The following is a 25955-nucleotide window of genomic DNA, read 5'->3' as shown; positions in this document are numbered from 1 at the left end:
GCCCACTCTATTCGCTTAACTTTAAATAGGGTGGGCTTTTTTATCTAACCAGCCCACAAAAATTCATTGTACCTTTGTAAATATTTACCGTTGGTAAAATCGCTTGCGACTGTTTTAATTTATTTAGTCAGTATAGAGGTTGCAGATCAAATCCGGTTTTCAATATAAATATCAATTAGAAACGTAAAATCATATCTTGCTTAGCAAGTAGTTGATTTAACGTTGACCTATCAATAATTTGAGTGGGAATATTTAACGTAATATCAGTTAGATGCTCTGCTTTAAGTGAAGATTGGTCTACATAAACATCTTCAATATCATAAAGTTCAAGCATATTAAATGTCGCAATATAATCACGCATCAAAATTTGTTCAGGCGATTGATTTGTCAATAAATGAAAGATACCACTATCGATAAATATAACCGATATATGGTTAATTGCAGACAGGGCTAAGGCGGCATCAAGTGCTTCTCTGCCTTTAGCGTTACCATGAGGTGGCGAGCTAATAATGATTGCAACGTTTTTCATTGAATATGACCTTAACCTAAAATTGAATCATACGATCTGATTCGGCTATTGATTCGCCCAGTTCGCCAAGTCCGGTTAATTCAAAATAGTCAGCAAGATTATCTTCAGTAATACCTCGCCGTTGTGCAGCAGCAACACAAACCGTTAATCGAATAGCGTATTTTTTTGCTAATTGTTGCCATGCGTTAACTAAATCAAACTCATCACTAGCTGGATCGGTACAACGGTTTGCGTTGTAACAACCATCTGCATAAAAAAAGATATTTTCAATGCGGTGTGGAGTATGAGCCAGTAGAGCTTGTGCAAATTGATAAGCACAATAAGCTGATTGGGTCCCATAAGCAGGACCCAAAATGACAAGTGTATAGTTTAAAGCGTTAACCAAATTCGTTAACCACGGGTTATTGTTGTGGTTCAGCTGAAGGTTTTACTTTTTCTTCATGCCCTAACGGTTGAATGCTTTGCTGAGAATCATCGCCATCAATGCCGAGTAATTCAACTTCAAATACAAGTGTCGATGCTGGTCCGATACCCGGTTTGTCTCCTTGACCACCCCGTTTTTGATCGCCATAAGCTAATTCAGGTGGAACAACTAACTTAATTTTACCGCCAACGCCAATTAATTGAATGCCTTCAGTCCAACCACTAATTACCGCTTTTAATGGGAATGTTGCCGTTTCGCCATGATCATAAGAACTATCAAATTTCTGACCGTTGGTTAATGTTCCTACATAGTGAACAATTACGCTATCATCAGCGGTTGGATGACGCCCATTGCCTTCTTTAATAATTTGGTAAAGTAATCCAGACTTAGTTTGATTTACACCTTTTTGTTTAGCAAATTCTTGACGGAATTTTTCACCAGCGGCGGTATTGTCAGTTTTTTCTTTTTCAAAACGTGCTTTGCTCTCTTTTTCAACACGTTCACGAAATGCGTTTAACGTTTTTTTAATTTCATCTTCTGAAAGTTGTGATGCGCCACGATAGGTTTCTTCAAAACCACCGATTAAATATTCTAAATCTGTTTGAATTTCGTTTTGGTCTAAATTATCTTTCATATAGGTTGCAAAAGAGGAGCCTAACGCATAAGACTCTTTTTGTGCATCAGTCGAAATGGTAAGTTTGCCAGTAGATGCATTTTCGTTTTCATTACAGCCGGCTAATGCAAATACCATTGCACTACTTATTAAAGTCATTTTAATCAATGATTTCATTTTACTTCTCCGAGTTAAATGGTTTTTTGTTATTATTCACAACATTATATATGAATTAAAACTTTATAAAATAATATTTACAAATCATTTATTTAAATACCAGATACCAATATTATTTCCAGCGATTTAATCAATCAAAGCCTTGTGGTTGAAATCATCCTTGAGTGATAGCGGGATCCTCAGTTATAATGTTCAAAATTTATTGAAAATAATATATAAGGATAGCTATTTTGACTACCGAACTTAATACCCTTGATATTGAAGAAATCATCAGTTTATTACCTCACCGTTATCCATTTCTAATGGTTGATCGTGTTATTAGTTATGAAAAAGGTAAAACATTAAAAGCCATTAAAAATGTTACGGTTAATGAGCCATTCTTTCAGGGTCACTTCCCAAATAAACCTATTTTCCCGGGTGTTTTAATTTTAGAAGCCATGGCTCAAGCAACCGGAATTTTAGCCTTTAAAAGTATTGAAGAGCTTTCACCAGGCCAGCTTTATTACTTTGCTTCAATTGATAAAGCACGTTTTAAACGCCCGGTTGTGCCAGGTGATCAGCTTATGCTTGATGTGGAATATATTAAAGAGCGTCGTGGTATTGCCTTGTTCCATGGAGTTGCAACTGTTGACGGTAAGTTAGTTTGTGAAGCCGAAATGATGTGTGCTCGTAAATAACTTCGATTTAAAGATATCCCAAAACAGTATTAAGGAACGGTTATGGCAGCAGAAATACATCCAAGTTCAGTGATAGAAAAAGGGGCAAAAATTGGCAATAATGTCAAAATTGGGCCTTTTTGTTATATCGGTGAAAATGTTGAAATTGGTGATGGGACTTTTTTAAAATCGCATGTGGTTATTAATGGTCATACTCAAATTGGTAAAGATAATCAAATCTATCAATTTGCTTCCATTGGCGAAGTTAACCAAGACTTAAAATATCGTGGCGAACCAACTCGGACTATTATTGGCGATCGTAATTTGATTCGTGAAAGTGTGACAATTCATCGTGGCACGGTTCAAGGTGGCGAATTAACACGTATCGGTAACGATAATTTACTGATGATTAACGCCCATGTTGCTCACGATTGTATTATTGGTGATCATTGCATCTTAGCGAATAATGCCACCCTTGGTGGGCATGTTCATTTAGATGATCATGTAATTATTGGTGGTATGACAGCTGTACATCAATTTTGTGTGATTGGATCACATGTTATGGTGGGTGGCTGTTCTGGCGTTGCACAAGATGTTCCCCCTTACGTCATTGCACAAGGTAATCATGCAACACCACATGGCGTAAATTACGAAGGTCTAAAACGTCGTGGTTTTAGTAAAGATGCGTTGCAAGCAATACGCAACAGCTATAAGGCACTTTATCGAAATGGATTAAGTTTTGATGATGCCAAAGCTGAAATTGAGATAATTGCCAAACATCATCCCGAAGCGCAACTTTTTGTCGACTTTTTTAGCCGCTCAACACGTGGCATTATTCGTTAATGACCAATAAACCGTTAACTATCGCTTTAGTCGCCGGAGAAACCTCTGGCGATATCCTCGGTGCAGGTTTAATCCGTTCTCTTAAACAACATCATCCTAATATTCATTTCGTCGGTATTGCCGGCCCTTTAATGCAAGCGCAAGGCTGTCAAGCATGGTATGAAATGGATGAATTATCGGTAATGGGTATTGTTGAAGTATTAGGGAGATTACGCCGTATTTTAGCTATTCGCAAGGATATCACTAAACGATTAATTGCGCTTAAGCCGGATATCTTTATCGGTATTGATGCACCTGATTTTAATCTTTCTTTAGAAGGAAAATTAAAACAAGCGGGCATTAAAACAATTCATTACGTTAGTCCGTCAGTTTGGGCTTGGAAACAAAAACGTGTTTTTAAAATTAAACGTAATACCAATTTAATACTGGCATTTTTACCCTTTGAAAAAGCTTTCTATGATAAGTTTGACGTGCCTTGTCGCTTTATTGGTCACAAAATGGCAGATGATATCCCGCTTGAGCCAGATCAAATCGCAATGCGTCAACAATTAGGTATTGCCCCTACTGGCCGCTGTTTAGCTTTACTGCCCGGTAGTCGCCATACTGAAGTGACCTTATTGTCAGCCCCATTTTTACAAGCTGCCCAGCTATTGCGTGAGCGTTATCCTGATCTACATATTGTTGTACCGTTAGTGAATGCTAAAAGGCGACAGGAGTTTGAGCAGATAAAAGCCCAAATAGCGCCACAACTTGAAGTACAATTACTCGATGGTCATGCTCGTGAAGCGATGATTGCCAGTAATGCAGCCATATTAGCCTCCGGAACGGTGGCTTTAGAGTGTATGCTAGCTAAGTGCCCAATGGTGGTGGGTTATAAAATGAAACCTTTCACTTTTTGGTTAGCTAAAAAACTGATCAAAACACCTTATGTTTCGTTACCCAATATTTTAGCGGGTAAACAGATTGTGCCGGAACTATTACAACATGATTGTACCCCAGAAAATATTGCCAACCATATTATTCCTTATTTAGAAAGCGATAATGCCGATTTGAAAAATACATTCTTATCTTTACATAAGCAAATTCGTTGTAATGCTGATGAACAAGCAGCCCAAGCTGTACTTGATGTATTAGAGGATTCCCCTTGTTGTTAGAATTTACCTACCCTGATGCCACTTTAATTGCCGGAGTTGATGAAGTTGGACGAGGCCCACTTTGTGGTGATGTTGTTACTGCTGCTGTGATTTTAAATCCAAATAAACCGATAGAGGGATTAACCGATTCTAAAAAGCTGACAGAAAAAAAACGTGAAGCTTTATTTGATATTATCAAGCAAAATGCATTAGCGTGGAGTGTTGCTCGGGCATCAGTCGATGAGATTGATAAGCTTAATATTCTTCATGCCACTATGCTGGCTATGCAACGGGCGGTGTCTGGTTTAAAAATCAAACCCAATTATGTTTTAGTGGATGGCAATCGTTGTCCTGAATTTGGTATTCAAACACAAGCTGTCGTTAAAGGCGATTTACTTGTTGCTGAAATTAGCGCTGCGTCGATTCTTGCGAAAGTGACTCGTGATCGTGAAATGGTTGAATTAGACAAATTATATCCACAATATGGGCTGGCACAGCATAAAGGTTATCCAACCAAATCTCATTTGGTTGCAATTGAAACGCATGGCGTGAATCACTTATACCGAAAAAGCTTTGCGCCAATTAAAAAGCTACTCATGCTGTAAGCTTACCTGCGCGGATAACAGTGATAAATAGTGTGAATGAAACATCGAAGCGAGTGAAAGGACGGTTTGTTGCTAGGCTATCTTATTACCATAGCCTTCGTTTGATTTTTGTTTTACTACTAGTAAGTGACAGCTTAAAATCTTTAATTAATCATAATAATACAAAATAAAACAGCCACTTAAATATAGTTTTAAATAGCTGTTAGTCGTCTTTAAATAACTAATCCCGATTGCTGAAAATCGATGTCGATTTTGTTTTGTACATAAATTTACTCGCTCGAGCAAAACGGATCGTTTTGAAAATACCGAGTAAACTTGCTTGATGCATTCGATATAACAATCGATGAATAATTAGCGCAAACCACCCTTTTACACTCATTTCACTCTTGCCACCTAGCTTAATCACGCCTTGCGCTGTATCGTGCAACGAGATAATAGTACCATTATCAGTATATTTAAATGATTTTAATGGTTGATTATTCAGTAGATTAACGATGTTTTCATAACAAATTTTTGCCATTTGGTGTGCCGCTTGCGCAGTAGGTGGTGAAGCACGACCGCTTTCCTGCATTGCATAAGCACAATCACCAATCACAAAAATGCTATCATCGCGGGTCGTTTGTAATGTTGGTTTAACCACTAATTGGTTAGAGCGACTCGATTCTAAGCCTGCAATCTCTTTTAAATAATCTGGCGCTTTAACCCCGGCTGTCCAAATCATAATATCGGCTTTTATCGTTTGACCGTCTTTTGGATAAAAACCATCACTTTCAGCCTTCGTAATCATCGTTTTAGTTAACACGTGAATTCCACGGCTTTCTAAAGTTTTAGTGATACTTAATGCAGTAGTTTCAGGTAGGGCTGGTAAAATGCGATCGGTAGCTTCAATGACGGATACATCCAAAAGATCTGAACACATCTTATTACGACCACAAGCACCAAAAGTTTCAACCATGTGTGGTAATTCGGAGGCTAATTCAACACCGGTTGCCCCACCACCAACAATGGCAATACGGATTTTTTCTTGCTCAGTGGAATCTTTGTCATCAATGATCGAACAAAAACGAGTGAATTTTGATACTAAGGTTTCACGTAATTTGATTGCCGCATTTTGGTCATCTAAAAAGATACAGTGCTCTTTCACGCCCGGCGTACCAAAATCATTGGACGTACTACCAATAGCCACTACTAAAATATCATAATCGATAGTATCAGTTTGATTGTTAATATCAGTAATTTTGATCTGTTTATGGTCACGATCAAGATCGGTGAAGGTACCTTGAGTGAATTGAAAATAGTGTTGTTGCCCTTGGGATGCATAATAAATATTATCAACTTGCTCATCAAGCCCCCCTGTTGCAACTTCATGTAACAAAGGTTTCCAAAGATGATAACTATTTTTATCAATTAAAGTAATTTGCGCTTTATTGTGTTTACCTAATTTATCACCAAGGTCTGTGGCTAGCTCTAAACCGCCTGCTCCGCCACCAATAATAACTATTTTTTCCATATTACAAACCCTATAATTTTCAATTAAAAAATATCATACTAAATAAGTAGGTTTTTATCTATTTCTTTTGACTGATAATATTCATAAATAAAATCTATTAAAATGTTGGTTTACAATTATTGAAATTTATTTAATGCTCACATAGAATAACTAAAATGTATTAGATGTTAATAGTACCAATATATTCTTTTTTGCCACATAAATGTAGCTTTCATTGTTTAAATAAAGCACTATTCGTATGGTATAATAATCATAACTGACGTATATTGAATCAATCTTACATACAATTTTCCTAGTTCTTTAGGCCTTATCTAATTATTGTCACTTATACAAATTTATGAATAAAAAAACTTTTATTATAATTGCATTAATTGTTATTCTGATTTCGATGACAATTTTAATACGTGCTCACAACAGCCAGCTTATATTGCAGGGCGAAGTTGATGCGCCTAATGTTAGCATTGCCTCAAAAGCTAAAGGGCGAGTACAACTGATCCATGTTAATCGTGGTGATGATGTTAAGCAAAACGATATTTTAATTACACTCGATAGTCCCGAACTTTTAGCGCAAGTTAGAGCCGCTGAAGCAGCCCGGGATCAAGCACAAGCGCAGGTAGAACTTTCTAAGCATGGTACCCGTGAAGAAAGTATGCGCTATTATGAGGCTTTAGTTGAACAGGCTAAAGTTGCTTATGATAATGCAAATCGAGAGTATAACCGTAATAAAGCCCTTTCTACTAAGGGGTTTGTGTCACAATCGGTGTTAGATAGTGCATTAAAAACCCGCGATGCTGCCTTTCAACAAGTCCAATCAGCACAAGCTAATTTAGATCAAGCTAAAAACGGCGACCGTATTGAACAACGGCAAATTTATGATGCTAAATTAAAAGAAGCACAAGAGCAGCTCAAGCAATTACAAATTCAGTACGACGACTTAATCGTTAAAGCGCCTGTCGATGGTGAGGTAGGATCAATTCCTGCTGAAGTTGGTGAACTTTTTAATGCTAATAGCCCTTTACTGACATTGATTCGATTACCGCAAGCCTACTTTGTTTTCAACCTTCGTGAAAACATTATGCCAAATATCCATAAAGGTGATCGAATTAAACTCGAGGTACCTGCGCTAGGTAATGAAGAAATCGAAGCGGAGATTCGTTATATTGCGCCAATGGGTGATTATGCAACTAAACGGGCAACTCGTGCCACCGGTGACTTTGATCTGAAAACATTCGAAGTTAGACTTTATCCATTAACACCTGTCAAAGGTTTGCGTGCAGGTATGAGCACATTATGGAAATTAGACAACTAACCTTTGACTTTTGGCACCGCTTTAAAGACGCCTTTAACGATGAGATACCAGTTATATTTAGGCGTTTTACCTTTCACTGGTTAATGTGGATTTTGCCACTGATTATCTTTGTTTTAATCAGCAGTATCTTTTATCGCGGGGTACTGTATGATCTGCCTGTCGGCTATGTTGATCTAGATAAAAGTGCATTATCGCGAGAAATAGTTCGTAATCTCAATGCCGGTGCCCATGCCGATCTAGTCAATTATGATAGTGCGCTTGCTGATGCTGAGCGAGATTTACAAAAAGCCAAAATTTACGCCATTTTATATATCCCTTCTAATTTTGAAGCAGATGTTTTAGCTGGTCGCCAACCTACGCCTATGCTCTATTACAATGCGTTATATTATAGTGCCGGGTTATATTCGATTATGGATTATTCGGGTTTAATTGCGCAATTAAATACCCAATATCGAACCACGATGGCAACCAGCATCGGTTTACCGGTACCGACACTTGCTAAAGTGAATTTTAATTATGACGGGTTATTTAACGCCAGCGGTAACTCAATGTACTTCCAGCAATTTTCCGCAGTCGTACATCTGTTACAACTTTTTGTTGTAACAACAACCATTCATATTTTATCGCAACTGCATAAGCGAACTCGTCTTAGTTATCCATTTGTGCTTGGCAAATTAGCACCTTATACCATTTGGTATACCATGCTACTTATATTCGAAATTGCAATGTTGGTGCTGTTTTCAGATGCACGAGTATCTGGCTCTCCATTTGCGATGATGATTGTGGTATTTTTTTATGTCATTGCAGCGCAAAGCATTGGCATTTTACTTTTTACTTTCACAAAAACATCACTTGATGCTTACACCTTTATCGGCTTACTGGTAGGATTAGCCTTAACCTATTCCGGTGTTGTTGTGCCCGAATTATCAATGCCGTGGATAGCGAGGTTTATCTCATCACTTGAACCGTTAACTTATGCACTTAATAAACTGTTCGATCTTTTCTTACGGCACTCGACTTATCTCTCTATATTTAAAACTTGTGGGATTTTGATGATCTATCCAATAATAATTACCGTGTTAGTCAGAAAACGCTTAGTTAAGCGTTTACACGCACAGTAAGGAGAAAAAGATAGATGCTTAAAATATTTTTTTCTTCATTTTTAAAAACGTTTATGTATATGTTAGTGCGACCTGTGTGGTTGCTACTACTTATATCCGTTTCATTGATGAGTTTAGTATACATTAATGGCACCATTACTAATTTACCGGTAGCCATTGTGGATCAAGATCATAGTGCAACCAGTCGTAGTTTGATTCGTTCATTAAACACCAGTTCTAAAATCGAAGTATTGACTTATGAGAACTCATTGCAAGCTTATGATGATATCAATAATCGTAAACTTTTTGCCGTCTTTACCATTCCAAGAGATTTTGAAAAAAACATCTTAAATGGTCAAGAGGTCACAATACCGGCTTATGGCGATGCTTCGAGCCGTTTAGCGAATGGTTTAATACAAGTTGATATTAGAGGTATTTATCAGCAAATTTTAACCGATTTTAATACCCGTATCATGCGTACCAATGGATTTTCGGATAAACAAATCGATATTATTTTATCGCCCATAAAAGGACAAACTCAGCCCCTTTATAATGCCGGTATCAGTTTTGCCGCCATTACATTTCCGGGATTGCTAGTGATGTTATTGCAACACTCATTTTTAATTGCTTCAACCCGTACCAATATTACATTGCACTCTTTACCTCAAGGTAAACCGCCTTTCATTGCTATTTTTGGTGCGCTATGTGGTTTGATACCTATTTGGTTATTTTTATCCATTGTGCTATTCGGTTTGTGGCCTTGGGTGCTGGGCTATAGGCAACTGGCGAATATATTGGAAATTTTGATAATGACGTTTCCGCTGCTGCTTGCGGTTTTAGGTTTAAGTAAGTTACTTACTGAATGCTTGCGCCGTTCAGAGATGATTTATCTTACCTTAGCATTTTTGACAACACCGGTGTTTTATCTCTCCGGCACTATCTGGCCGCTCGATGCAATGCCACTTTGGGTACAATTTGTATCGAAAATGCTACCTTCAACTTGGGCAACCAACATGATTGCTGGCGTCAATCAAATGGGGCTTAGCTTATCGGATAATTGGTTTAATATCTTTATGATCTTAATGCTAGGTGTAATTTATGGTTCACTTGGTTATTTCATTGCGGCATTACGTACCGGAAAAGTGAGACGATTTTTCAAAAAAGCCAAAATGTCACCAAACGCATCAAAACGCTTAAGCAAGTAATAGAGCGCTAATTCGGCAGTTGTTATAACGTGAATTTAATATCAATTATTGTTATGATGACTGCTTATTTTTATCGATTTAAATATCATGTTGTATGCACATTAAATATAATCCGTGGATTATTAGTTTACGCCCTAAGACGTTAGCGCTTTCATTATCAACTGTTTTATTAGGCAATGCTCTGGCTTTTTGGCAACAATCGTTCAACCTACCGGTTACGATTTTTACTATCATAACAGCTGCATTGCTACAAATATTATCCAATCTTGCCAATGATTATGGTGATGCCATTAAAGGCACTGACAAAGATAATCTAATTGGTCATCAACGTGGAATTCAATTAGGTTTAATTAGCCTTCGGCAATTAAAAGTTGGTTTATCAATTAACATTTTGCTGTGTATTGTTTCTGGCCTTTGCTTACTTTTGCTGGCATGCAATGATATTTACCAATTATTAATTTTTATACTATTAGGGCTGTTATCTATCGTTGCGGCGATAACTTATACCATAGGTAAAAAACCTTATGGGTATATTGGGCTTGGCGATCTGTCGGTTTTTATCTTCTTTGGAATAATCGGTGTAATGGGGAGTGACTATTTGCAAACCAAAATAGTATCACTATCCATTATTTTACCTGCCATAAGTAGCGGTTTGCTGGCGGTTGCAGTACTTAATATCAATAATTTGCGCGATGCCGATAACGACCGCATTCACCATAAACGCACGCTGATTGTGTTATGGGGTAAAACATTTGGTAAATACTATCACTTAAGTTTAATCCTTAGCGCATTAAGTCTACTTGGTCTATTTGCTTATCTGTATTTAAAGACAATCTGGAGCAGTTTATTTATCTTAACTTTTCCTTTATACATCCAACATATCTATGCAGTATTTAAATTTAATCAAGCAAAAGATGCTACACCGTTATTAATTCAAATGGTCAAACTTGCTTTATTGACAAATTTACTTTATTGTTTGGGTATTATTTTGAGCTAGCTCACGTTTATGAAATTTAATATCGTGTCACTCAATATTAGCGTTATACTAGAAACAATTCATTATTACAGCAAAAGGAGACTCGATAATGGAGTTTGATACTTCTATTCTTTGCGATTACTACCCAGAAGATGTTAACGTCGTTGAACCAATTTTCAGTAATTTTGGTGGGGTAACATCATTTTCAGGTCAAGCTGTAACAGTCAAATGTTTTGAAGATAACGGCTTGTTATACGAAGTTTTACAATCAAATGGTGCTGGCAAAGTTTTGGTGATTGATGGCGGTGGTTCAGTTCGTCGAGCATTAATAGATGCTGAACTTATTGATATTGCTATCCAAAATCAGTGGGAAGGCATTATCGTTTATGGTGCGGTACGGCAGGTCGATTATTTAGCTGACGCTGAAATTGGTATTCAAGCACTAGCAGCAATTCCAGTCGGATCGGACGATCAGGGCGTAGGCGAAATTGATATTCGTGTCAATTTTGGTGGCGTCACCTTCTTTTCCGGTGATTTTGTTTATGCAGATAATACCGGTATTATCCTTTCTGAAATTGCACTGGAAATTGAAGAAAAATAGAATTGATTATACCGCCGATCACAATCGGCGGTTTTTATATTCAAACACAGGATAATTCTGAAAACTTTTGTCAGCATTGAGATGCCTTAAATTGTTCGGTTTCGTATATATCCGCCTGTAACGGTGATAATTAAGCCGGCTAATTCCATTTCTAATAATTTACTGGTTAATTCCGGAATAGGTATATCAACAAGTAAGGCAATAATATCAACCGGTGTAGGTTGATGACGAATTACCGCAAAGATATCCGGATATAAAATATTGTGACTATCGCCATTGCTTCTGCTCGCTTGTCGATTAATCGTTGATAAATAACCACTATAATGCTCTAAAATATCGGTTGGCTGACTAACTAAATAAGCGCCTTGTTTAATTAAAGCATGGGTTCCTGAGCAATTTTGATTATCGATATCGCCCGGTAAGGCAAAGACATCACGATTTTGCTCAAGTGCATAGCGTGCAGTAATTAATGAGCCACTTTTTTCGGAGGCTTCTATCACAAATGTCCCTAAACTTAATCCGCTAATAATTCGATTACGGCGAGGAAAATAGACCGATCTTGCTTTCTCAAAAGGTAAGAATTCCGACACAATTGCGCCATCTTTCATTAAAATTTCATTAACCAAATTTAAATTTGTTCTTGGTGCTATTTGCGCTAAGCCACTTCCCAATACAGCAATGGTATAGCCCGATACATCCAGCGCACCTCGATGACATATCGCATCTATCCCCAACGCTAAACCACTGGTTATTGTCAAACCATTAATTGCCAATTCACCCGCAAAGTATCTTCCCCATTGAGCGCCATAGTCACTATACTCACGGCTACCGACCATTGCCAGTTGGGGAGAGTTTAATAATTGCCGGTTACCTAACACAAATAACAATAAAGGTGGGGAACAAATTTGTTTTAATAGTAATGGATAGTCACTATCGCAATAAGCAATAAGATGCTTTTGTGGCGTTGGAGAATTTAACCATTCAAGTATGGGTTCAAAATGGAGATACGAGGTTTGATAAAACTGTACTAATTGAGCGTCATTTAATCTTAATTTATCTAACAAAAAAGAGACATCTTGTATAATGTTGGGTAAACCACACGCAAAAAGCTGTCCTATTCTGTCAAAAATTGCTTGTTTTCCATACCCAAGCATTGAAATTCTTAATAAGAATTCATATTTAGTCATTATAAACCTTTATGAAACAGTTAAAAACCAGTGTCCTGATATGGATTGATAAGATATATCTTACCAATAGCCTGTAAGGACTGTTCATTGTGATAATAAATGTTTACAATGTGTGAGAATCTGAAAAATATTGATAATTGAGGAGTAGATCGAACAATTTATGGCTATTTTACCGGTATTACGTTTTCCTGATGAACGACTTCGCAAAGTTGCTAAGCCCGTTACTAATTTTACCCCAGAACTACAAACAATCATTGATAATATGATTGAAACCATGTATGCCGAAAATGGCATAGGTTTAGCGTCGACTCAAGTTGATGTGCATGAGCAAATTATTGTGATCGATGTATCTGAAGATAAGAGTCAAGTCTATGTGATTATTAATCCTGAGGTGATTAGTCAAGAAGGTGAAACAGGCATTGAAGAAGGTTGCTTATCGATACCCGATTGCCGTGGATTTGTCCCGAGATCTGAAAAAATAAAAATTAAAGCGCTTGATCGGCATGGCAATCCTTATGAAATTGATGCTGATGAGCTACTAGCTATCTGTATTCAACATGAGATGGATCACTTAAAAGGGAAGCTCTTTGTTGACTATCTTTCACCTTTAAAGCGTCAACGAATTGAGCAAAAAATGAAAAAATTAACCCGCGAAGAACAAAGAAACAAATAAAAAAACCGCCATAATTACTGGCGGTTTTTTTATATACTTTTATTTTGCAACAATAACCATTGCCGGGCGAATTAAACGACCATTTAAGGTATAGCCTTTTTGGATTGTGTTAACAATTTGACCCGATTGATGTTCCGGCGATTCAACCATACTAATCGCTTGATGCACATCTGGATTTAGTTGAGAATCTTGAGTATTAATCACTTCTATTCCAAACTTTTTAACAGTATCTAAAAAAGATTTTAAAGTAAGTTCTAAACCTTCAACGGTTGCTTGATGTTCCGGATTGTTTTTATCGGTCGATTCTAATGCACGCTCTAAATTATCTATTACCGGTAAAAGCTCATTTGAGAATTTTTCCAGCGCAAATTTACGGGCTTTATCAACATCCTGTTCAACACGTTTGCGAACATTATCGATTTCAGCTCGGGCACGAATCATTGCCTCGCTTTCGTTCTTTTTCGCTAGTTGTAGCGCTTGCTCAAGCTCAGCAATTCGGGCATCTTTGGCTTTTAATTGCTCTTCAACATTCGCTTGTGATTCAGTTTTTTGCTCGGTTGATTCTTCCGTTGTGGTTTCAATATTTGTCTCATTTTCTGACATATTGTTATCTTGTTCTGTCATACTGTACTCCAAATGTAGTCGAAAACTTAGTTAATTACGGTTATTATGGGGGCAAATTTTATTATTACAAGTTTATCGATCGGCTGATAACTATTTTTTTAACCCTCGATTAAAAAATATAAAAATTTATATCATTAATTACTAGGATATTTTATGGATACACCATTTAAATGTATAGGTCTGATTGGGCTTCCACGTAAAATAGAAGCAATGCAAACCCATCAAGTGTTGCATGATTGGCTAGTTGAGCTTGGTATTCGTGTTTTAGTCGAAGACCGCTTAGCGGAATATTGCCAGTTTCCCGCCAACGAATATGCTTCGCTCGATACCATTGGTCAGTTAGCTGATTTAGCCATTGTGGTTGGTGGTGATGGAAATATGCTACGCTCAGCTCGTTACTTATCGCACTATAAAATTAAAGTGATTGGTGTTAACCGTGGTAATCTTGGCTTTTTGACTGATATTTTACATGATCAAGTGATTGAACAGTTAACACCTGTCATTGCAGGCAAGTATGATGATGATCCACGTTTTTTACTTGAAGTCTCTATTTATGATAATGGTCACTTAATTAATTCCGGTTTTGCGGTTAACGAAATTGTTGTCACTCCCAATACCGTTGCCCATATGATTGACTATGATGTGTATATCAATGAACGTAATGCTTTTTCACAACGAGCCGACGGCTTAATTATTGCCACACCAACCGGATCGACCGCCTATTCATTATCGGCCGGAGGCCCGATTTTAGCACCTCATTTAGATGCTCTGATTATTACACCAATGTTTCCACACTCATTAGCTATTAGACCGCTGGTGATTAAAAGTGATAATCCTATCCGACTTAAATTTCCAACAACGGCGCTTGATCTTAATATTGCCTGTGATAGCCAAATCATTTTACCGGTAAAACCAACGCAAGATGTCATTATTCGCCGTTCATCGTATGAATTTAATTTAATACATTCAAAAGATTATGACTATTTTAATAATCTTTCAAGTAAATTGGGCTGGTCTCAAAAAAGGTTTTGAACTGCTTAGATAAACTGTTGTAAAGCGATAATAACAAAGCTTTGCAACAGTTTGTGGAAGTCTTGAAAAGCATGCTAGTTTAAAATAAAAGATGAAATATTCGCAATATTTAGCTTGCTAGCAAATAAGCCAATACCCATACCGTAATTGATGAAAAAATAGCTGCAATAACATCATCAACCATAATACCAAAACCGCCCGGCACACGCTTATCAAACCAACGAATAGGCCAAGGTTTGGCCATATCAAACAATCTAAATGCGACAAAAGCAATCGTCACCCATAGTATTGAAAATTGAGGAATGAAATACAGCGTTATCCACATACCGACAAATTCATCCCAAACAATATGACCCGAATCATGAGTATGGGTATCATCCGACGTTTTTTGGCAAATATAACAACCAAACACAAACGTCACTAAAATAAAAACCCAATATAAAGCAGGTTGTAAACCCCAAAATAAAAGCCACAGTGGTATCGCCATTAATGATCCCATAGTACCAGGCATAATGGGTGATAGCCCACTACCCAATCCGACCGCTAAAAAATGAATTGGATTAGTGAGTTTTAGGTATTTTTTAAAATCTTTATTGCGCGCTTGTTTCGTCATTCTGATGATAATCGGTTGATAAAATTATGCCGACTTGAGGTCGGCAAAAAATTTGCTTAGCTAACTTTAGCCAGCACTAATAATATTTAGCTATATTATTAGTCTTTAGCTAAGGTTGCAACCATTACTGCTTTGATCGTGTGCAGGCGATTTTCGGCTTCATCAAAAACGATACTATGTTTAGATTCAAAGACTTCATTTGTCACTTCTAAACCATCTTTCAAACCATACTGGGCTGCCATTTGTTGACCTACTGTGGTATTCATATCATGGAAAGCCGGTAAGCAATGCATAAATTTAACATTTGGATTCTCGGTTAATTTGACTACATTTTGATTGACTTGGTATGGGGTTAATAATTTCACTCGCTCATCCCACACTTCTTTTGGTTCGCCCATGGAAACCCATACATCGGTATAAAGAAAATCAACACCTTTCACACCTTCAGCGACATCTTCAGTTAAAACAATTTTAGCGCCTGTTGTTTTAGCTATCTCTTGGCACTTTTGAACAAGCTCTGATTCAGGTTGGCACGCTTTAGGCGCCACGAGTCGGATCTCCATACCCATTAAGGCAGCACCTTCCATTAACGAATTGCCCATGTTATTACGAGCATCGCCTAAATAAGCAAATTTAACGCTATTAAGTGGGCGCTCACCGATATGCTCTTTCATGGTCATAAAATCTGCTAAAATTTGCGTTGGATGCGCTTCAGTCGTTAAACCATTCCAAACCGGCACACCGGCATATTTTGCCAAAGTATCAACAATATCTTGCCCATAACCTCGATACTCAATACCGTCATACATGCGTCCGAGTACTCGAGCTGTATCGGCTATCGACTCTTTATGCCCAATTTGGCTACCACTTGGCCCTAAATAGGTGACTTGAGCACCTTGATCATATGCACCGACTTCAAAAGCACAACGAGTACGGGTTGAGTCTTTTTCAAAAATTAAGGCAATATTTTTGCCAACCAAATGTTTTTTCTCAGTGCCTTGTTGTTTAGCCTGCTTTAATTGAATGGAAAGATCGATTAATTGATTGATTTCATTTGGCGTAAAATCCAGTAAACGTAAAAAATGGCGCTGATAAAAACCATGCATAACAAGCTCCTGATAGATGTGATAATTCAAGTCATTCTATTTGAATAATTATGCATTTTCAAGTTAAACCTGATAATATCGTCGATAATCTACAGTAACTTGCAATAAGTCTCAAAAATGAGACATGATTATTGAAATAATTTTAATAATATCGCTTTTTTTGTACAAAAAAGTGTAATAAAATGACCATTCATTGAATCCTGAAAGATAAGTGGTTTTGAATTTTTATTCATAAATAGTAATTCTTTATTCAAAAGGTCTTTTTAACCATGCAAACTTATGCCCTCCTTATATTACAAGACGGTTCACAATTTATCGGTAAATCAATCGGTGCCGACGGACAAACTGTTGGTGAGGTCGTTTTTAATACCTCAATGACCGGTTATCAAGAAATACTCACCGACCCTTCATATTGCGAGCAATTAGTCACGTTAACTTATCCCCATATAGGTAATGTCGGTACTAACAATGCCGATGCTGAATCTAATCAAGTTTATGCAAAAGGGCTGATTATTCGTGATTTACCACTATTAGCCAGCAATTATCGCAATGAGCTCGATCTTTCGAGTTATTTAAAACAGCATAATGTTATTGCCATTGCCGATATCGATACTCGCCGTTTAACTCGAATCTTGCGTGAAAAAGGGGCTCAGCATGGCGTGATTATCACGGCAAACGATAAAGAAACTTTACTTGAAAAAGCCGATACCGCTAAACAAATGGCGATTGATTTTAAAGGATTATCCGGACTGGATTTAGCCCAAAAAGTCACCTGTACAAAAAGCTATTTGTGGACACAAGGTGTATGGACAAGAGAGCAAGAACACCCCGCGGCAAAATCGGAAAGCGCCTTGCCTTATCATGTTGTGGCTTATGATTTTGGCGTAAAACGTAATATCTTACGGATGTTAGTTGCACGGGGTTGTAAATTGACCATTGTTCCGGCCAAAACCTCTGCGCAGGAGGTATTAGCATTAAATCCTGACGGTATATTCCTATCAAATGGTCCCGGTGATCCGGCACCTTGTACTTATGCCATTGATGCCATTAAACAGTTTTTAGCCACTAACATACCGATATTTGGTATCTGTTTAGGTCATCAACTGTTAGCGTTGGCTTGTGGTGCAAAAACCATAAAAATGAAATTTGGACATCATGGTGGCAATCATCCGGTTAAAGATCTTGAAAATAATCGAGTTATGATTACCGCCCAAAATCATGGTTTTGCCGTTGATGAAATGAGTTTACCGACTCACTTACGTGTGACGCATAAATCACTGTTCGACGGTTCGCTACAAGGTATTCATCATAATCAAAAACCGGCTTTTAGCTTTCAAGGTCACCCCGAAGCGAGTCCCGGGCCTCACGATGCCGCCCCACTATTTGATCACTTTATCGAATTAATTAAAATTTATAAGCAGGAGCAATAACATGCCTAAGCGAACAGATATTAATAGCATTCTCATTATTGGCGCTGGCCCAATTGTTATTGGTCAAGCTTGTGAATTTGATTATTCCGGCGCTCAAGCTTGTAAGGCTCTGCGTGAAGAAGGTTATCGGGTTATTTTAGTCAATTCTAATCCTGCCACCATTATGACCGATCCGGAAATGGCGGATGCCACCTATATTGAGCCAATTGATTGGACAACGGTGAGTAAAATTATTGAACAAGAAAGACCCGATGCCATTTTGCCCACCATGGGCGGACAAACAGCGCTCAATTGTGCGTTAGAACTGGATAAAAGAGGCATTTTAAAACAATTTAATGTCGAGATGATCGGCGCTACCGCTGATGCAATTGATAAAGCTGAAGATCGCAAACGTTTTGATCAAGCCATGAAAAAAATTGGTCTTGATACTGCCCGTTCCGGCATTGCTCACTCATTAAAAGAGGCTTATGCCGTACTTGAACAAGTTGGCTTTCCTTGCATTATCCGCCCTTCTTTTACTATGGGGGGAACCGGTGGCGGGATTGCTTATAACACTCAAGAATTTGATGAAATTTGTACCCGAGGACTTGATCTGTCGCCCACCAATGAACTCCTCATTGATGAGTCATTAATTGGTTGGAAAGAGTATGAAATGGAAGTGGTACGAGATAAAAATGATAACTGTATCATCGTCTGTTCGATTGAAAATGTTGACCCTATGGGCATTCATACCGGGGATTCTATTACCGTTGCGCCAGCTCAAACACTAACTGATAAAGAGTATCAAATCATGCGTAACGCATCGATAGCGGTACTTCGTGAAATTGGCGTTGAAACAGGTGGTTCGAATGTACAATTTTCGGTTGATCCTAAAACCGGACGCTTGATTGTGATTGAAATGAATCCAAGGGTATCACGTTCATCAGCATTAGCATCTAAAGCAACCGGTTTTCCAATCGCAAAAATTGCGGCCAAACTTGCGGTTGGCTATACCCTTGATGAGCTATCTAATGATATTACCGGAGGTAAAACGCCAGCGTCATTTGAGCCTTCGATCGACTATGTGGTGACAAAAATACCCCGCTTTAATTTCGAAAAGTTTGCCGGGTGTAATGATCGTCTAACAACTCAAATGAAATCAGTGGGTGAAGTGATGGCTATTGGGCGGACTTTTCAAGAATCATTACAAAAAGCGCTACGAGGGCTTGAAGTCGGTGCCTGTGGTTTTGATCCGAAAATTGACAATTATGATGATGAAAAAAATCTCAGCAAAATACGTTATGAACTGCAAGAAGCGGGCGCTGAACGAATTTGGTATATTGCTGACGCTTTTCGAGCCGGCTTTAGTTTAGAAGAAATTTTCACATTAACGAATATCGATCGCTGGTTTTTAGTGCAAATTGAAGAACTTATCAGCCTTGAAAACCAACTAAAATCGCAATCATTAGCTAGCCTGAATTCAGAATCATTATGGCAACTTAAGCGTAAAGGTTTTTCAGATTTACGTATTGCTAAACTGCTTAATGTTGAAGAACAAGACGTTCGTGATCGACGAAACCAATACGATATCCATCCTGTATATAAACGAGTTGATACCTGCGCAGCAGAGTTCTCGACCGATACAGCTTATCTTTACTCAACCTATGAACAAGAGTGCGAAGCTAAACCACAATTCATTCGCCCGAAGATTATGATATTAGGCGGTGGACCTAATCGGATTGGGCAAGGTATTGAGTTTGATTACTGTTGTGTACATGCAGCGCTGGCGCTCCGTGAAGACGGTTATGAAACAATTATGGTTAACTGTAATCCGGAAACGGTATCTACCGATTATGATACCTCAGATCGACTCTACTTTGAGCCAGTCACACTGGAAGATGTGCTTGAAATTGCTCACGTCGAAAAACCAAATGGCGTAATTGTCCAATACGGCGGGCAAACACCATTAAAATTAGCCAGAGCGCTTGAAGTCGCTGGGCTACCGATTATTGGTACCTCGCCAGATGCGATAGATCAAGCTGAAGATCGCAAACGTTTTCAGTCGATTGTCGATAAGTTAAAGTTAAAACAGCCAGTTAATGCAACGGTTACCGATATTGAAGATGCGGTGATTAAAGCCGAACAAATTGGCTATCCATTAGTGGTCAGACCGTCTTATGTGCTTGGTGGTCGAGCCATGGAAATTGTGTATAACGAGCAAGATTTAAGACGTTATTTTAAAACCGCAGTCAGTGAATCGAATAATGCTCCAGTACTACTTGATCACTTTTTAGATGATGCTATTGAAGTTGATATTGATGTGATTGCCGACGGCGAGCAAATCGTAATTGGCGGCATTATGGAGCATATTGAACAAGCGGGTATTCACTCGGGTGACTCAGCTTGTTCATTACCAACATATACTTTAAGCCCGGAAATTTTAGATCAACTGCGCAAGCAAGCTAAACAGTTAGCGTTAGAACTTAATGTAAAAGGGCTTATGAATGGGCAATTTGCCGTCAAAGATAACCAAATTTATTTGATTGAAATCAACCCTCGAGCCGCTCGCACCGTGCCATTTGTGTCGAAAGCTACCGGTTTGCCATTAGCGAAAATCGCTGCACGAGTTATGACCGGGCAATCACTGGCTAAACAAAATATCACCAAAGAAGTCATACCGCCTTATTACTCAGTGAAAGAGGTGGTATTACCATTTAATAAATTTAGTGGCGTTGACCCAATTTTGGGGCCCGAAATGCGTTCAACCGGTGAAGTGATGGGAATTGGTAAAACCTTTGCCGAAGCCTTTGCCAAAGCACAACTTGGTAGCTTATCCAGTATGAAAAAATCGGGAAAAGCTCTGCTATCTGTTCGTGATCAAGACAAAACTCGCTTGTTAGCGATCGCTAAACGATTAATTGCGTATGGTTTTAGTATTGATGCTACTTTGGGCACCGCTAAGACATTACAACAAGCTGGCATACCCTGCCAAATGGTCAAAAAAGAGAACGAAGGGCGCCCCAATATTCATGACCATATTAAAAATGGCGAATATAGCTACATTCTTAATACCACATCTGGACGGGCTGCCATTGAGGCATCGAAAATTTTGCGCCGCAGCGCAATCCAATATAAAGTGTATTACGATACCACGATGAATGCGGCCTATGCCACAACTGCCGCATTAGACTGCGATCCAGCACAATATGTTGTTTCATTGCAAACACTTTATGCATAAATATTGGCTAAAAAGTAAGCCTGTAAAATACATAGCGGCTGACAGATTTGCGCAAAACAAGAACCTTAGTACGATTAAAATATAGTACTAAGGTTGATTTAAAAATGGTGATAATTTGCAGGCTTTTCGCACTTGTATTAACTTTACGCTAAATAAACCTTAATCACTTGCCATTGACTAATGTTGCATCTTATTTATTTGCTATATCCAAATTATAAGTAAATTTTTATTTAAATTGTCGACGATTTAATTAATTGTATTTATTTAGAATTTTGATTAACTATAGCTAAAATATCGGCCTCTGTCAGTTTCTGCGTCGGATTAGCAAAAGCGTAACAAGTTGGTTTTTTGTCAATAAAGACCTCTGATGTAAAATCCAAATTCTTAATATCATTAAAAATCCAGGCAGCAAGATAATAATTTTGTGTGCCGGTTAAATGATAATAAAGGTGAGAACCGCACTGCTGACAAAATGCTCTTTCAGCCCATTGTGATGAAGGATAATGACGTATATTGTCTTGACCTTCTACGGTAAGCTCACCGTTATACATTAATGACATAAAAGGTCCGGCACTCCACTTCCGACAGGTTTCACAGTGACAGGCACTTAAATGTAAGTTTTTGAAAGGGATAACCAACTTAACCTTGCCACATAAACATGTCCCATGATACTCAGTTGACATAAATACTCCTTTTTGATTGAAATGAATAATTTTTACTCAAACCTAAATCATTATAACTAAAAAAACAAGCAAATCTTGTCAAGAAGTTTCAGAAATACCCTACGTTTTAGTAAAAAAACCGTATTTATTTGTTTAAAAATGTTTAAAATTAGCTCGCTTAAGCAAAAAGGTATTGCTTTATTATTTTATTACTATAATATAGCCACCTCTTTGACGCGGGGTGGAGCAGCTTGGTAGCTCGTCGGGCTCATAACCCGAAGGTCGTTGGTTCAAATCCAGCCCCCGCAACCAATTCCTCAAAAATCTATTCTAAATTATTCTTAATCATAAACTATTCTGATTTCGGTACAGCCAGTAGCGTTGATACAGCTTCACTAATTCTTCTAGCAATATAGCTATTATTCATGGTGTACAAATGGATACCGTCAACATTTTGTGAAACTAAATCAACAATCTGATCGATAGCATAAGCAATACCGGCGTCACGGAACGCATCAGGGTGATGCTCGTATTTCTCCATCATCTGTTTGAATTTCTTCGGTAGATTTACGCCACACATCGATACCATACGTTCAATTTGGTTTTTGTTCGTTACCGGCATAATCCCTGCTTCAATTGGTACATTAATTCCCATATCACGGGCTTTATCTAAGAAAGTATAAAAATAGTCATTATCAAAAAATAGCTGTGATATGAGTTGATCTGTTCCGGCACTCACCTTTTCTTTTAAATGTATTAAATCTTGTTTTAGCGTTGATGCTTCAAGATGTCCTTCAGGATAACATGCCCCAATCACATTAAAATCACCATTTTCTTTAATAAATGAAACCAGCTCGCTGGCATAGCGAAAATCATCTTTAGGTGTAACTGTCGGGCTAATATCGCCTCGCAAAGCAAGCACATTATCGATACCGGCACATTTAAGATCATGAAGAATTTTTTGCATTTCTGCTTTATCAAAATTAATTCCCGGCAAATGAGCAACACTTTCAATGCCATAAGTATGTTTGACAGAGTGGGCGATATCAATTGTGGTTTGACCATTCAAACTACCACCAGCGCCATAAGTAACACTGATAAAATCAGGTTTGAAGTAACCAAGTTCACGCAATGTGCTATAGATTGTCTCTAAAGGTGACGTTTTTTTAGGGGGAAAAACTTCAAAAGAGAACACGGTTTTTTTATTAAAGAGTAAATTTGTTTTCATCTGTATCATCCATTGGTGTGATTACTATTATCCTTACTGACATTTCCGCCGCCAAAATAGGCGGCGGAAATTAAGGTAAAGCAAATTAATTAACGCAACAGTGTTAATTAAGCGTTTTTCGAACTTCTAATGTTGCTTGAACTAAATGTTCTAAACTTGCAACAACTTCTTTCTCACCACGAGTTTTTAAACCACAATCCGGATTAATCCAAAGTTTTTGCTTGTCAATTTTTGCCAGTAACTTCTCAATTGTTGCTTTGATTTCAGCAACCGGTGGTACACGTGGTGAATGGATATCATAAACACCCGGTCCAACTTCAGTTTTAAAGTTATTGGCTTTAAGTACATCAATCAATTGTAGATTAGAACGTGATGCTTCAAATGAAATCACATCAGCATCCATGGCATCGATATCTTTGATAATGTCAGCAAATTCGCTATAACACATATGTGTATGAATTTGTGTATCAGCTTGTACTTTGCTGTGCACTAATCTAAATGCCGGAATAGCCCAATCAAGATATTCACTATTCCAATCAGCTTTACGTAATGGTAATTTCTCTTTTAACGCCGCTTCATCAATTTGGATGACTTTAATGCCGGCCGCTTCAAGATCTAACACTTCATCACTGATTGCTAAACCAATTTGGAATACTGACTCTTTTTGTGAAATATCTTCACGAGGGAACGACCAGTTAAGGATCGTCACTGGGCCAGTTAACATGCCTTTAACGGGTTTGTCAGTTAGGCTTTGTGCATATTGTGAATATTCAACGGTAATTGGTTTAGAGCGTGAAATATCACCCCATACAATTGGTGGCTTAACACAACGAGTACCATAAGATTGCACCCATGCTTTTTCAGTAAAGACAAAACCATTTAAGCTTTCACCAAAATACTCAACCATGTCATTACGTTCAAATTCGCCGTGAACTAACACATCAATACCAATCTGTTCTTGAAGCTTGATACATTCTGCAATTTTTTGTTTGTTAAACTCGGTATATTCATTTAAACAAATTTCACCTTTCTTGAATTTTGCACGGTTTAAACGTACATCAGGTGTTTGCGGAAATGAACCAATCGTTGTTGTAGGTAATAATGGCAAATTAAAGGCTTTTTTCTGTGCTGCTTCACGTACTGAAAATTCCGGTAGACGGGTAAAATCAGACGCTTTTAAAGCCGCAACTTTTTGACGTACCGCTTGATTTGCGCCTTCACGCTCACGTGTAAATAGGGTTTGATTTGCTTTGTAAGCCGGACTATTTTCAAAATTCGAGTCTTTGACTAATTCACCAAGTTCTGCTAACTCTTGTAGTTTTTCTTGAGCAAAAGCAAAATAAGCTCGTTGTTGAATCGTTAATTTAGTTTCGTTTTGTAATGTATAAGGTACGTGGAGTAAAGAACACGAAGTATTAATCACAATGTTTGCCGCTTTTTGCTTAATTTTTGCGACTAATTCCAATGTTTTTTTATAATTATTTTTCCAAATATTTTTACCATTTACCACACCGGCAAATAACACTTTATCAGCCGGGAAACCATGACTTTCAAGTAATGCTAAGGATTGTTTACCTTCAACAAAATCAAGTCCGATACCGTCAAATGGTAACGCCACTAATTGTTGGTAACAATCACGCACATCGCCAAAATAAGTTTGTAAAACCACTTTGGTTGTACCTTTAACGGATAAAATTGACTGATAAAGCTCATTAAATAGAGCAATATCTTCATGAGTTAAATCCGTCACTAAAATTGGTTCATCAATTTGTATCCACTGCGCACCAAGGGCAGTAAATTTCTGAATAATTTCTTGATAGACTTTAATAATATCGGCTTTAAAATCAACTAGCTGTTTATTACCTAAATACTGTGCTAATTTGAAAAAGGTTAATGCGCCAATCACAACCGGTTTGGTTTGAATACCTAATGCTTTGGCTTCTTGATATTCGTCAAAAGGTTTGGTGCTGGCTAGTTTTATTTGTAGTGAATCTTCAATTTCCGGCACTAAGTAGTGATAGTTGGTATTAAACCATTTTTTCATTGCCAGCGCTCGCACATCACCTTTTTCACCTTGATAACCACGCGCCATGGCAAAATAACGATCGAGTTCAGGTAAGCCTAAATCTTGATAACGTTTTGGGATAACATTCAGTAAACAGGCCGTATCTAATACCGCATCATAAAATGAAAAGTCATTAGAGGAGATTAAAGCAATTTTATGTGATGCTTGTTGTTGTAGATGTTCAGCACGTAGGGCTTTTGCTTCGTTTAATAACTCAGCTTGAGTTTTATTACCTTTAAAATAAGCTTCGGTTGCAAATTTAAGTTCACGAAGTTTACCAACACGAGGATATCCAATAACTGCAGTATTCATTTTCTTTTCCTTATTTAGCATTTAGCACTTTTCTTTAGTGGTTAAAAAGATAGCAAAAAAAAATGTTATTGAATAATTCTAGTTTTTTATCAAAAGATATAGTTTTTAACTATATCAAAAGGTAT

The 25955-nt window shown here is 37.7% G+C and carries 24 protein-coding genes and 1 tRNA gene; 14 read left to right on the top strand and 11 right to left on the bottom strand.

Annotated features, from left to right (window positions below):
• Positions 1–175 precede the first annotated feature (175 nt).
• The 3 genes from tusC to fkpA are packed head-to-tail and all read right to left on the bottom strand — an operon-like array spanning position 176 to position 1743.
• Positions 176–529, bottom strand: a complete 354-nt coding sequence (tusC, locus tag J3U74_RS07550) for a sulfurtransferase complex subunit TusC (RefSeq protein ID WP_220218421.1) — start codon at positions 527–529, stop codon at positions 176–178.
• Between the two features lie 16 nt (positions 530–545).
• Entirely contained in the window at positions 546–914 is a 369-nt protein-coding gene (tusD, locus tag J3U74_RS07545) for a sulfurtransferase complex subunit TusD (RefSeq protein ID WP_267329458.1), read from the bottom strand.
• Positions 915–930: 16 nt separating this feature from the next.
• Entirely contained in the window at positions 931–1743 is an 813-nt protein-coding gene (gene fkpA, locus J3U74_RS07540) for an FKBP-type peptidyl-prolyl cis-trans isomerase (protein ID WP_220218423.1), read from the bottom strand.
• Positions 1744–1973: 230 nt separating this feature from the next.
• Here fkpA and fabZ point away from each other — a divergent pair, with 230 nt between their 5' ends.
• Genes fabZ through rnhB form a run of 4 tightly spaced genes read left to right on the top strand, consistent with a single transcriptional unit; the run spans position 1974 to position 4980 of the window.
• Positions 1974–2420, top strand: a complete 447-nt coding sequence (fabZ, locus tag J3U74_RS07535; protein ID WP_220218424.1) for a 3-hydroxyacyl-ACP dehydratase FabZ — start codon at positions 1974–1976, stop codon at positions 2418–2420.
• Between the two features lie 42 nt (positions 2421–2462).
• A complete protein-coding gene (gene lpxA / locus J3U74_RS07530) occupies positions 2463–3242 on the top strand; it encodes an acyl-ACP--UDP-N-acetylglucosamine O-acyltransferase (RefSeq protein WP_220218425.1) in 780 nt (259 codons plus the stop codon).
• Positions 3242–4396 (top strand): lipid-A-disaccharide synthase, encoded by a 1155-nt coding sequence (gene lpxB / locus J3U74_RS07525; protein WP_267329457.1) that lies wholly within the window; start codon positions 3242–3244, stop codon positions 4394–4396. The genes lpxA and lpxB overlap by 1 nt, the downstream gene beginning before the upstream one ends.
• Entirely contained in the window at positions 4390–4980 is a 591-nt protein-coding gene (gene rnhB, locus J3U74_RS07520) for a ribonuclease HII (RefSeq protein WP_267337967.1), read from the top strand. The genes lpxB and rnhB overlap by 7 nt, the downstream gene beginning before the upstream one ends.
• 220 nt (positions 4981–5200) lie before the next feature.
• On the opposite strand, the gene J3U74_RS07515 is transcribed toward rnhB, so the two are convergent.
• Positions 5201–6490: an NAD(P)/FAD-dependent oxidoreductase gene (locus J3U74_RS07515; protein WP_267329455.1), complete on the bottom strand. Its 1290-nt coding sequence runs from the start codon at positions 6488–6490 to the stop codon at positions 5201–5203.
• Positions 6491–6827: 337 nt separating this feature from the next.
• On the opposite strand from J3U74_RS07515, the gene J3U74_RS07510 reads away from it, so the two are divergent.
• The 5 genes from J3U74_RS07510 to rraA all read left to right on the top strand — a co-directional run bounded on the left by J3U74_RS07510 (position 6828) and on the right by rraA (position 11681).
• Positions 6828–7799 (top strand): HlyD family secretion protein, encoded by a 972-nt coding sequence (locus J3U74_RS07510; protein ID WP_294953566.1) that lies wholly within the window; start codon positions 6828–6830, stop codon positions 7797–7799.
• Positions 7781–8920, top strand: coding sequence for an ABC transporter permease (locus J3U74_RS07505; protein WP_220218430.1), 1140 nt, complete (start codon positions 7781–7783; stop codon positions 8918–8920). Before J3U74_RS07510 ends, J3U74_RS07505 begins: the two co-directional genes overlap by 19 nt.
• Positions 8921–8934: 14 nt before the next feature.
• Entirely contained in the window at positions 8935–10104 is a 1170-nt protein-coding gene (locus J3U74_RS07500; RefSeq protein ID WP_267329454.1) for an ABC transporter permease, read from the top strand.
• A 94-nt stretch (positions 10105–10198) separates the two neighbouring features.
• Positions 10199–11101, top strand: coding sequence for a 1,4-dihydroxy-2-naphthoate polyprenyltransferase (locus J3U74_RS07495; RefSeq protein WP_267329453.1), 903 nt, complete (start codon positions 10199–10201; stop codon positions 11099–11101).
• A gap of 88 nt (positions 11102–11189) precedes the next feature.
• Positions 11190–11681 (top strand): ribonuclease E activity regulator RraA, encoded by a 492-nt coding sequence (rraA, locus tag J3U74_RS07490; RefSeq protein WP_220218433.1) that lies wholly within the window; start codon positions 11190–11192, stop codon positions 11679–11681.
• A gap of 86 nt (positions 11682–11767) precedes the next feature.
• On the opposite strand, the gene dprA is transcribed toward rraA, so the two are convergent.
• On the bottom strand, positions 11768–12868 hold the full coding sequence (dprA, locus tag J3U74_RS07485) for a DNA-processing protein DprA (RefSeq protein WP_267329452.1): 1101 nt from the start codon (positions 12866–12868) through the stop codon (positions 11768–11770).
• A 160-nt stretch (positions 12869–13028) separates the two neighbouring features.
• On the opposite strand from dprA, the gene def reads away from it, so the two are divergent.
• A complete protein-coding gene (def, locus tag J3U74_RS07480) occupies positions 13029–13541 on the top strand; it encodes a peptide deformylase (RefSeq protein ID WP_220218435.1) in 513 nt (170 codons plus the stop codon).
• 39 nt (positions 13542–13580) lie between these two features.
• Here the strand turns inward: def and grpE are convergent, their stop codons facing one another.
• A complete protein-coding gene (gene grpE / locus J3U74_RS07475) occupies positions 13581–14165 on the bottom strand; it encodes a nucleotide exchange factor GrpE (protein ID WP_267329451.1) in 585 nt (194 codons plus the stop codon).
• A 153-nt stretch (positions 14166–14318) separates the two neighbouring features.
• Between grpE and nadK the strand changes: the two genes are divergently transcribed.
• Positions 14319–15197: an NAD(+) kinase gene (gene nadK, locus J3U74_RS07470; RefSeq protein ID WP_220218437.1), complete on the top strand. Its 879-nt coding sequence runs from the start codon at positions 14319–14321 to the stop codon at positions 15195–15197.
• Positions 15198–15306: 109 nt separating this feature from the next.
• Here nadK and J3U74_RS07465 read toward each other — a convergent pair whose 3' ends face one another.
• Complete coding sequence (locus J3U74_RS07465) at positions 15307–15810, bottom strand: phosphatidylglycerophosphatase A (protein WP_220218438.1); 504 nt, start codon at positions 15808–15810, stop codon at positions 15307–15309.
• 98 nt (positions 15811–15908) lie between these two features.
• Positions 15909–16916: an ornithine carbamoyltransferase gene (argF, locus tag J3U74_RS07460; protein ID WP_267329450.1), complete on the bottom strand. Its 1008-nt coding sequence runs from the start codon at positions 16914–16916 to the stop codon at positions 15909–15911.
• 269 nt (positions 16917–17185) lie between these two features.
• Between argF and carA the strand changes: the two genes are divergently transcribed.
• Complete coding sequence (gene carA, locus J3U74_RS07455; protein ID WP_267329449.1) at positions 17186–18346, top strand: glutamine-hydrolyzing carbamoyl-phosphate synthase small subunit; 1161 nt, start codon at positions 17186–17188, stop codon at positions 18344–18346.
• A gap of 1 nt (position 18347) precedes the next feature.
• Positions 18348–21563 carry a carbamoyl-phosphate synthase large subunit gene (gene carB, locus J3U74_RS07450; protein WP_267329448.1) on the top strand — a complete coding sequence of 1072 codons (3216 nt, stop codon included), beginning with the start codon at positions 18348–18350 and terminating at the stop codon, positions 21561–21563.
• Between the two features lie 260 nt (positions 21564–21823).
• Here the strand turns inward: carB and J3U74_RS07445 are convergent, their stop codons facing one another.
• Entirely contained in the window at positions 21824–22246 is a 423-nt protein-coding gene (locus J3U74_RS07445) for a GFA family protein (protein ID WP_267329447.1), read from the bottom strand.
• A 214-nt stretch (positions 22247–22460) separates the two neighbouring features.
• Here J3U74_RS07445 and J3U74_RS07440 point away from each other — a divergent pair.
• Positions 22461–22537 (top strand) — tRNA-Met (locus J3U74_RS07440).
• A gap of 40 nt (positions 22538–22577) precedes the next feature.
• Here J3U74_RS07440 and metF read toward each other — a convergent pair.
• Together metF and metE are read right to left on the bottom strand one after the other, a co-directional pair.
• Positions 22578–23453, bottom strand: a complete 876-nt coding sequence (gene metF / locus J3U74_RS07435; protein ID WP_220218443.1) for a methylenetetrahydrofolate reductase [NAD(P)H] — start codon at positions 23451–23453, stop codon at positions 22578–22580.
• A gap of 103 nt (positions 23454–23556) precedes the next feature.
• Positions 23557–25830, bottom strand: a complete 2274-nt coding sequence (gene metE, locus J3U74_RS07430) for a 5-methyltetrahydropteroyltriglutamate--homocysteine S-methyltransferase (RefSeq protein ID WP_267329446.1) — start codon at positions 25828–25830, stop codon at positions 23557–23559.
• Positions 25831–25955 lie beyond the last annotated feature (125 nt).

It is taken from the genome of Gilliamella sp. B3892 (assembly GCF_026536305.1).
Taxonomy (GTDB): domain Bacteria; phylum Pseudomonadota; class Gammaproteobacteria; order Enterobacterales; family Orbaceae; genus Gilliamella.
This window is presented reverse-complemented; position numbering and strand designations above follow the sequence as displayed.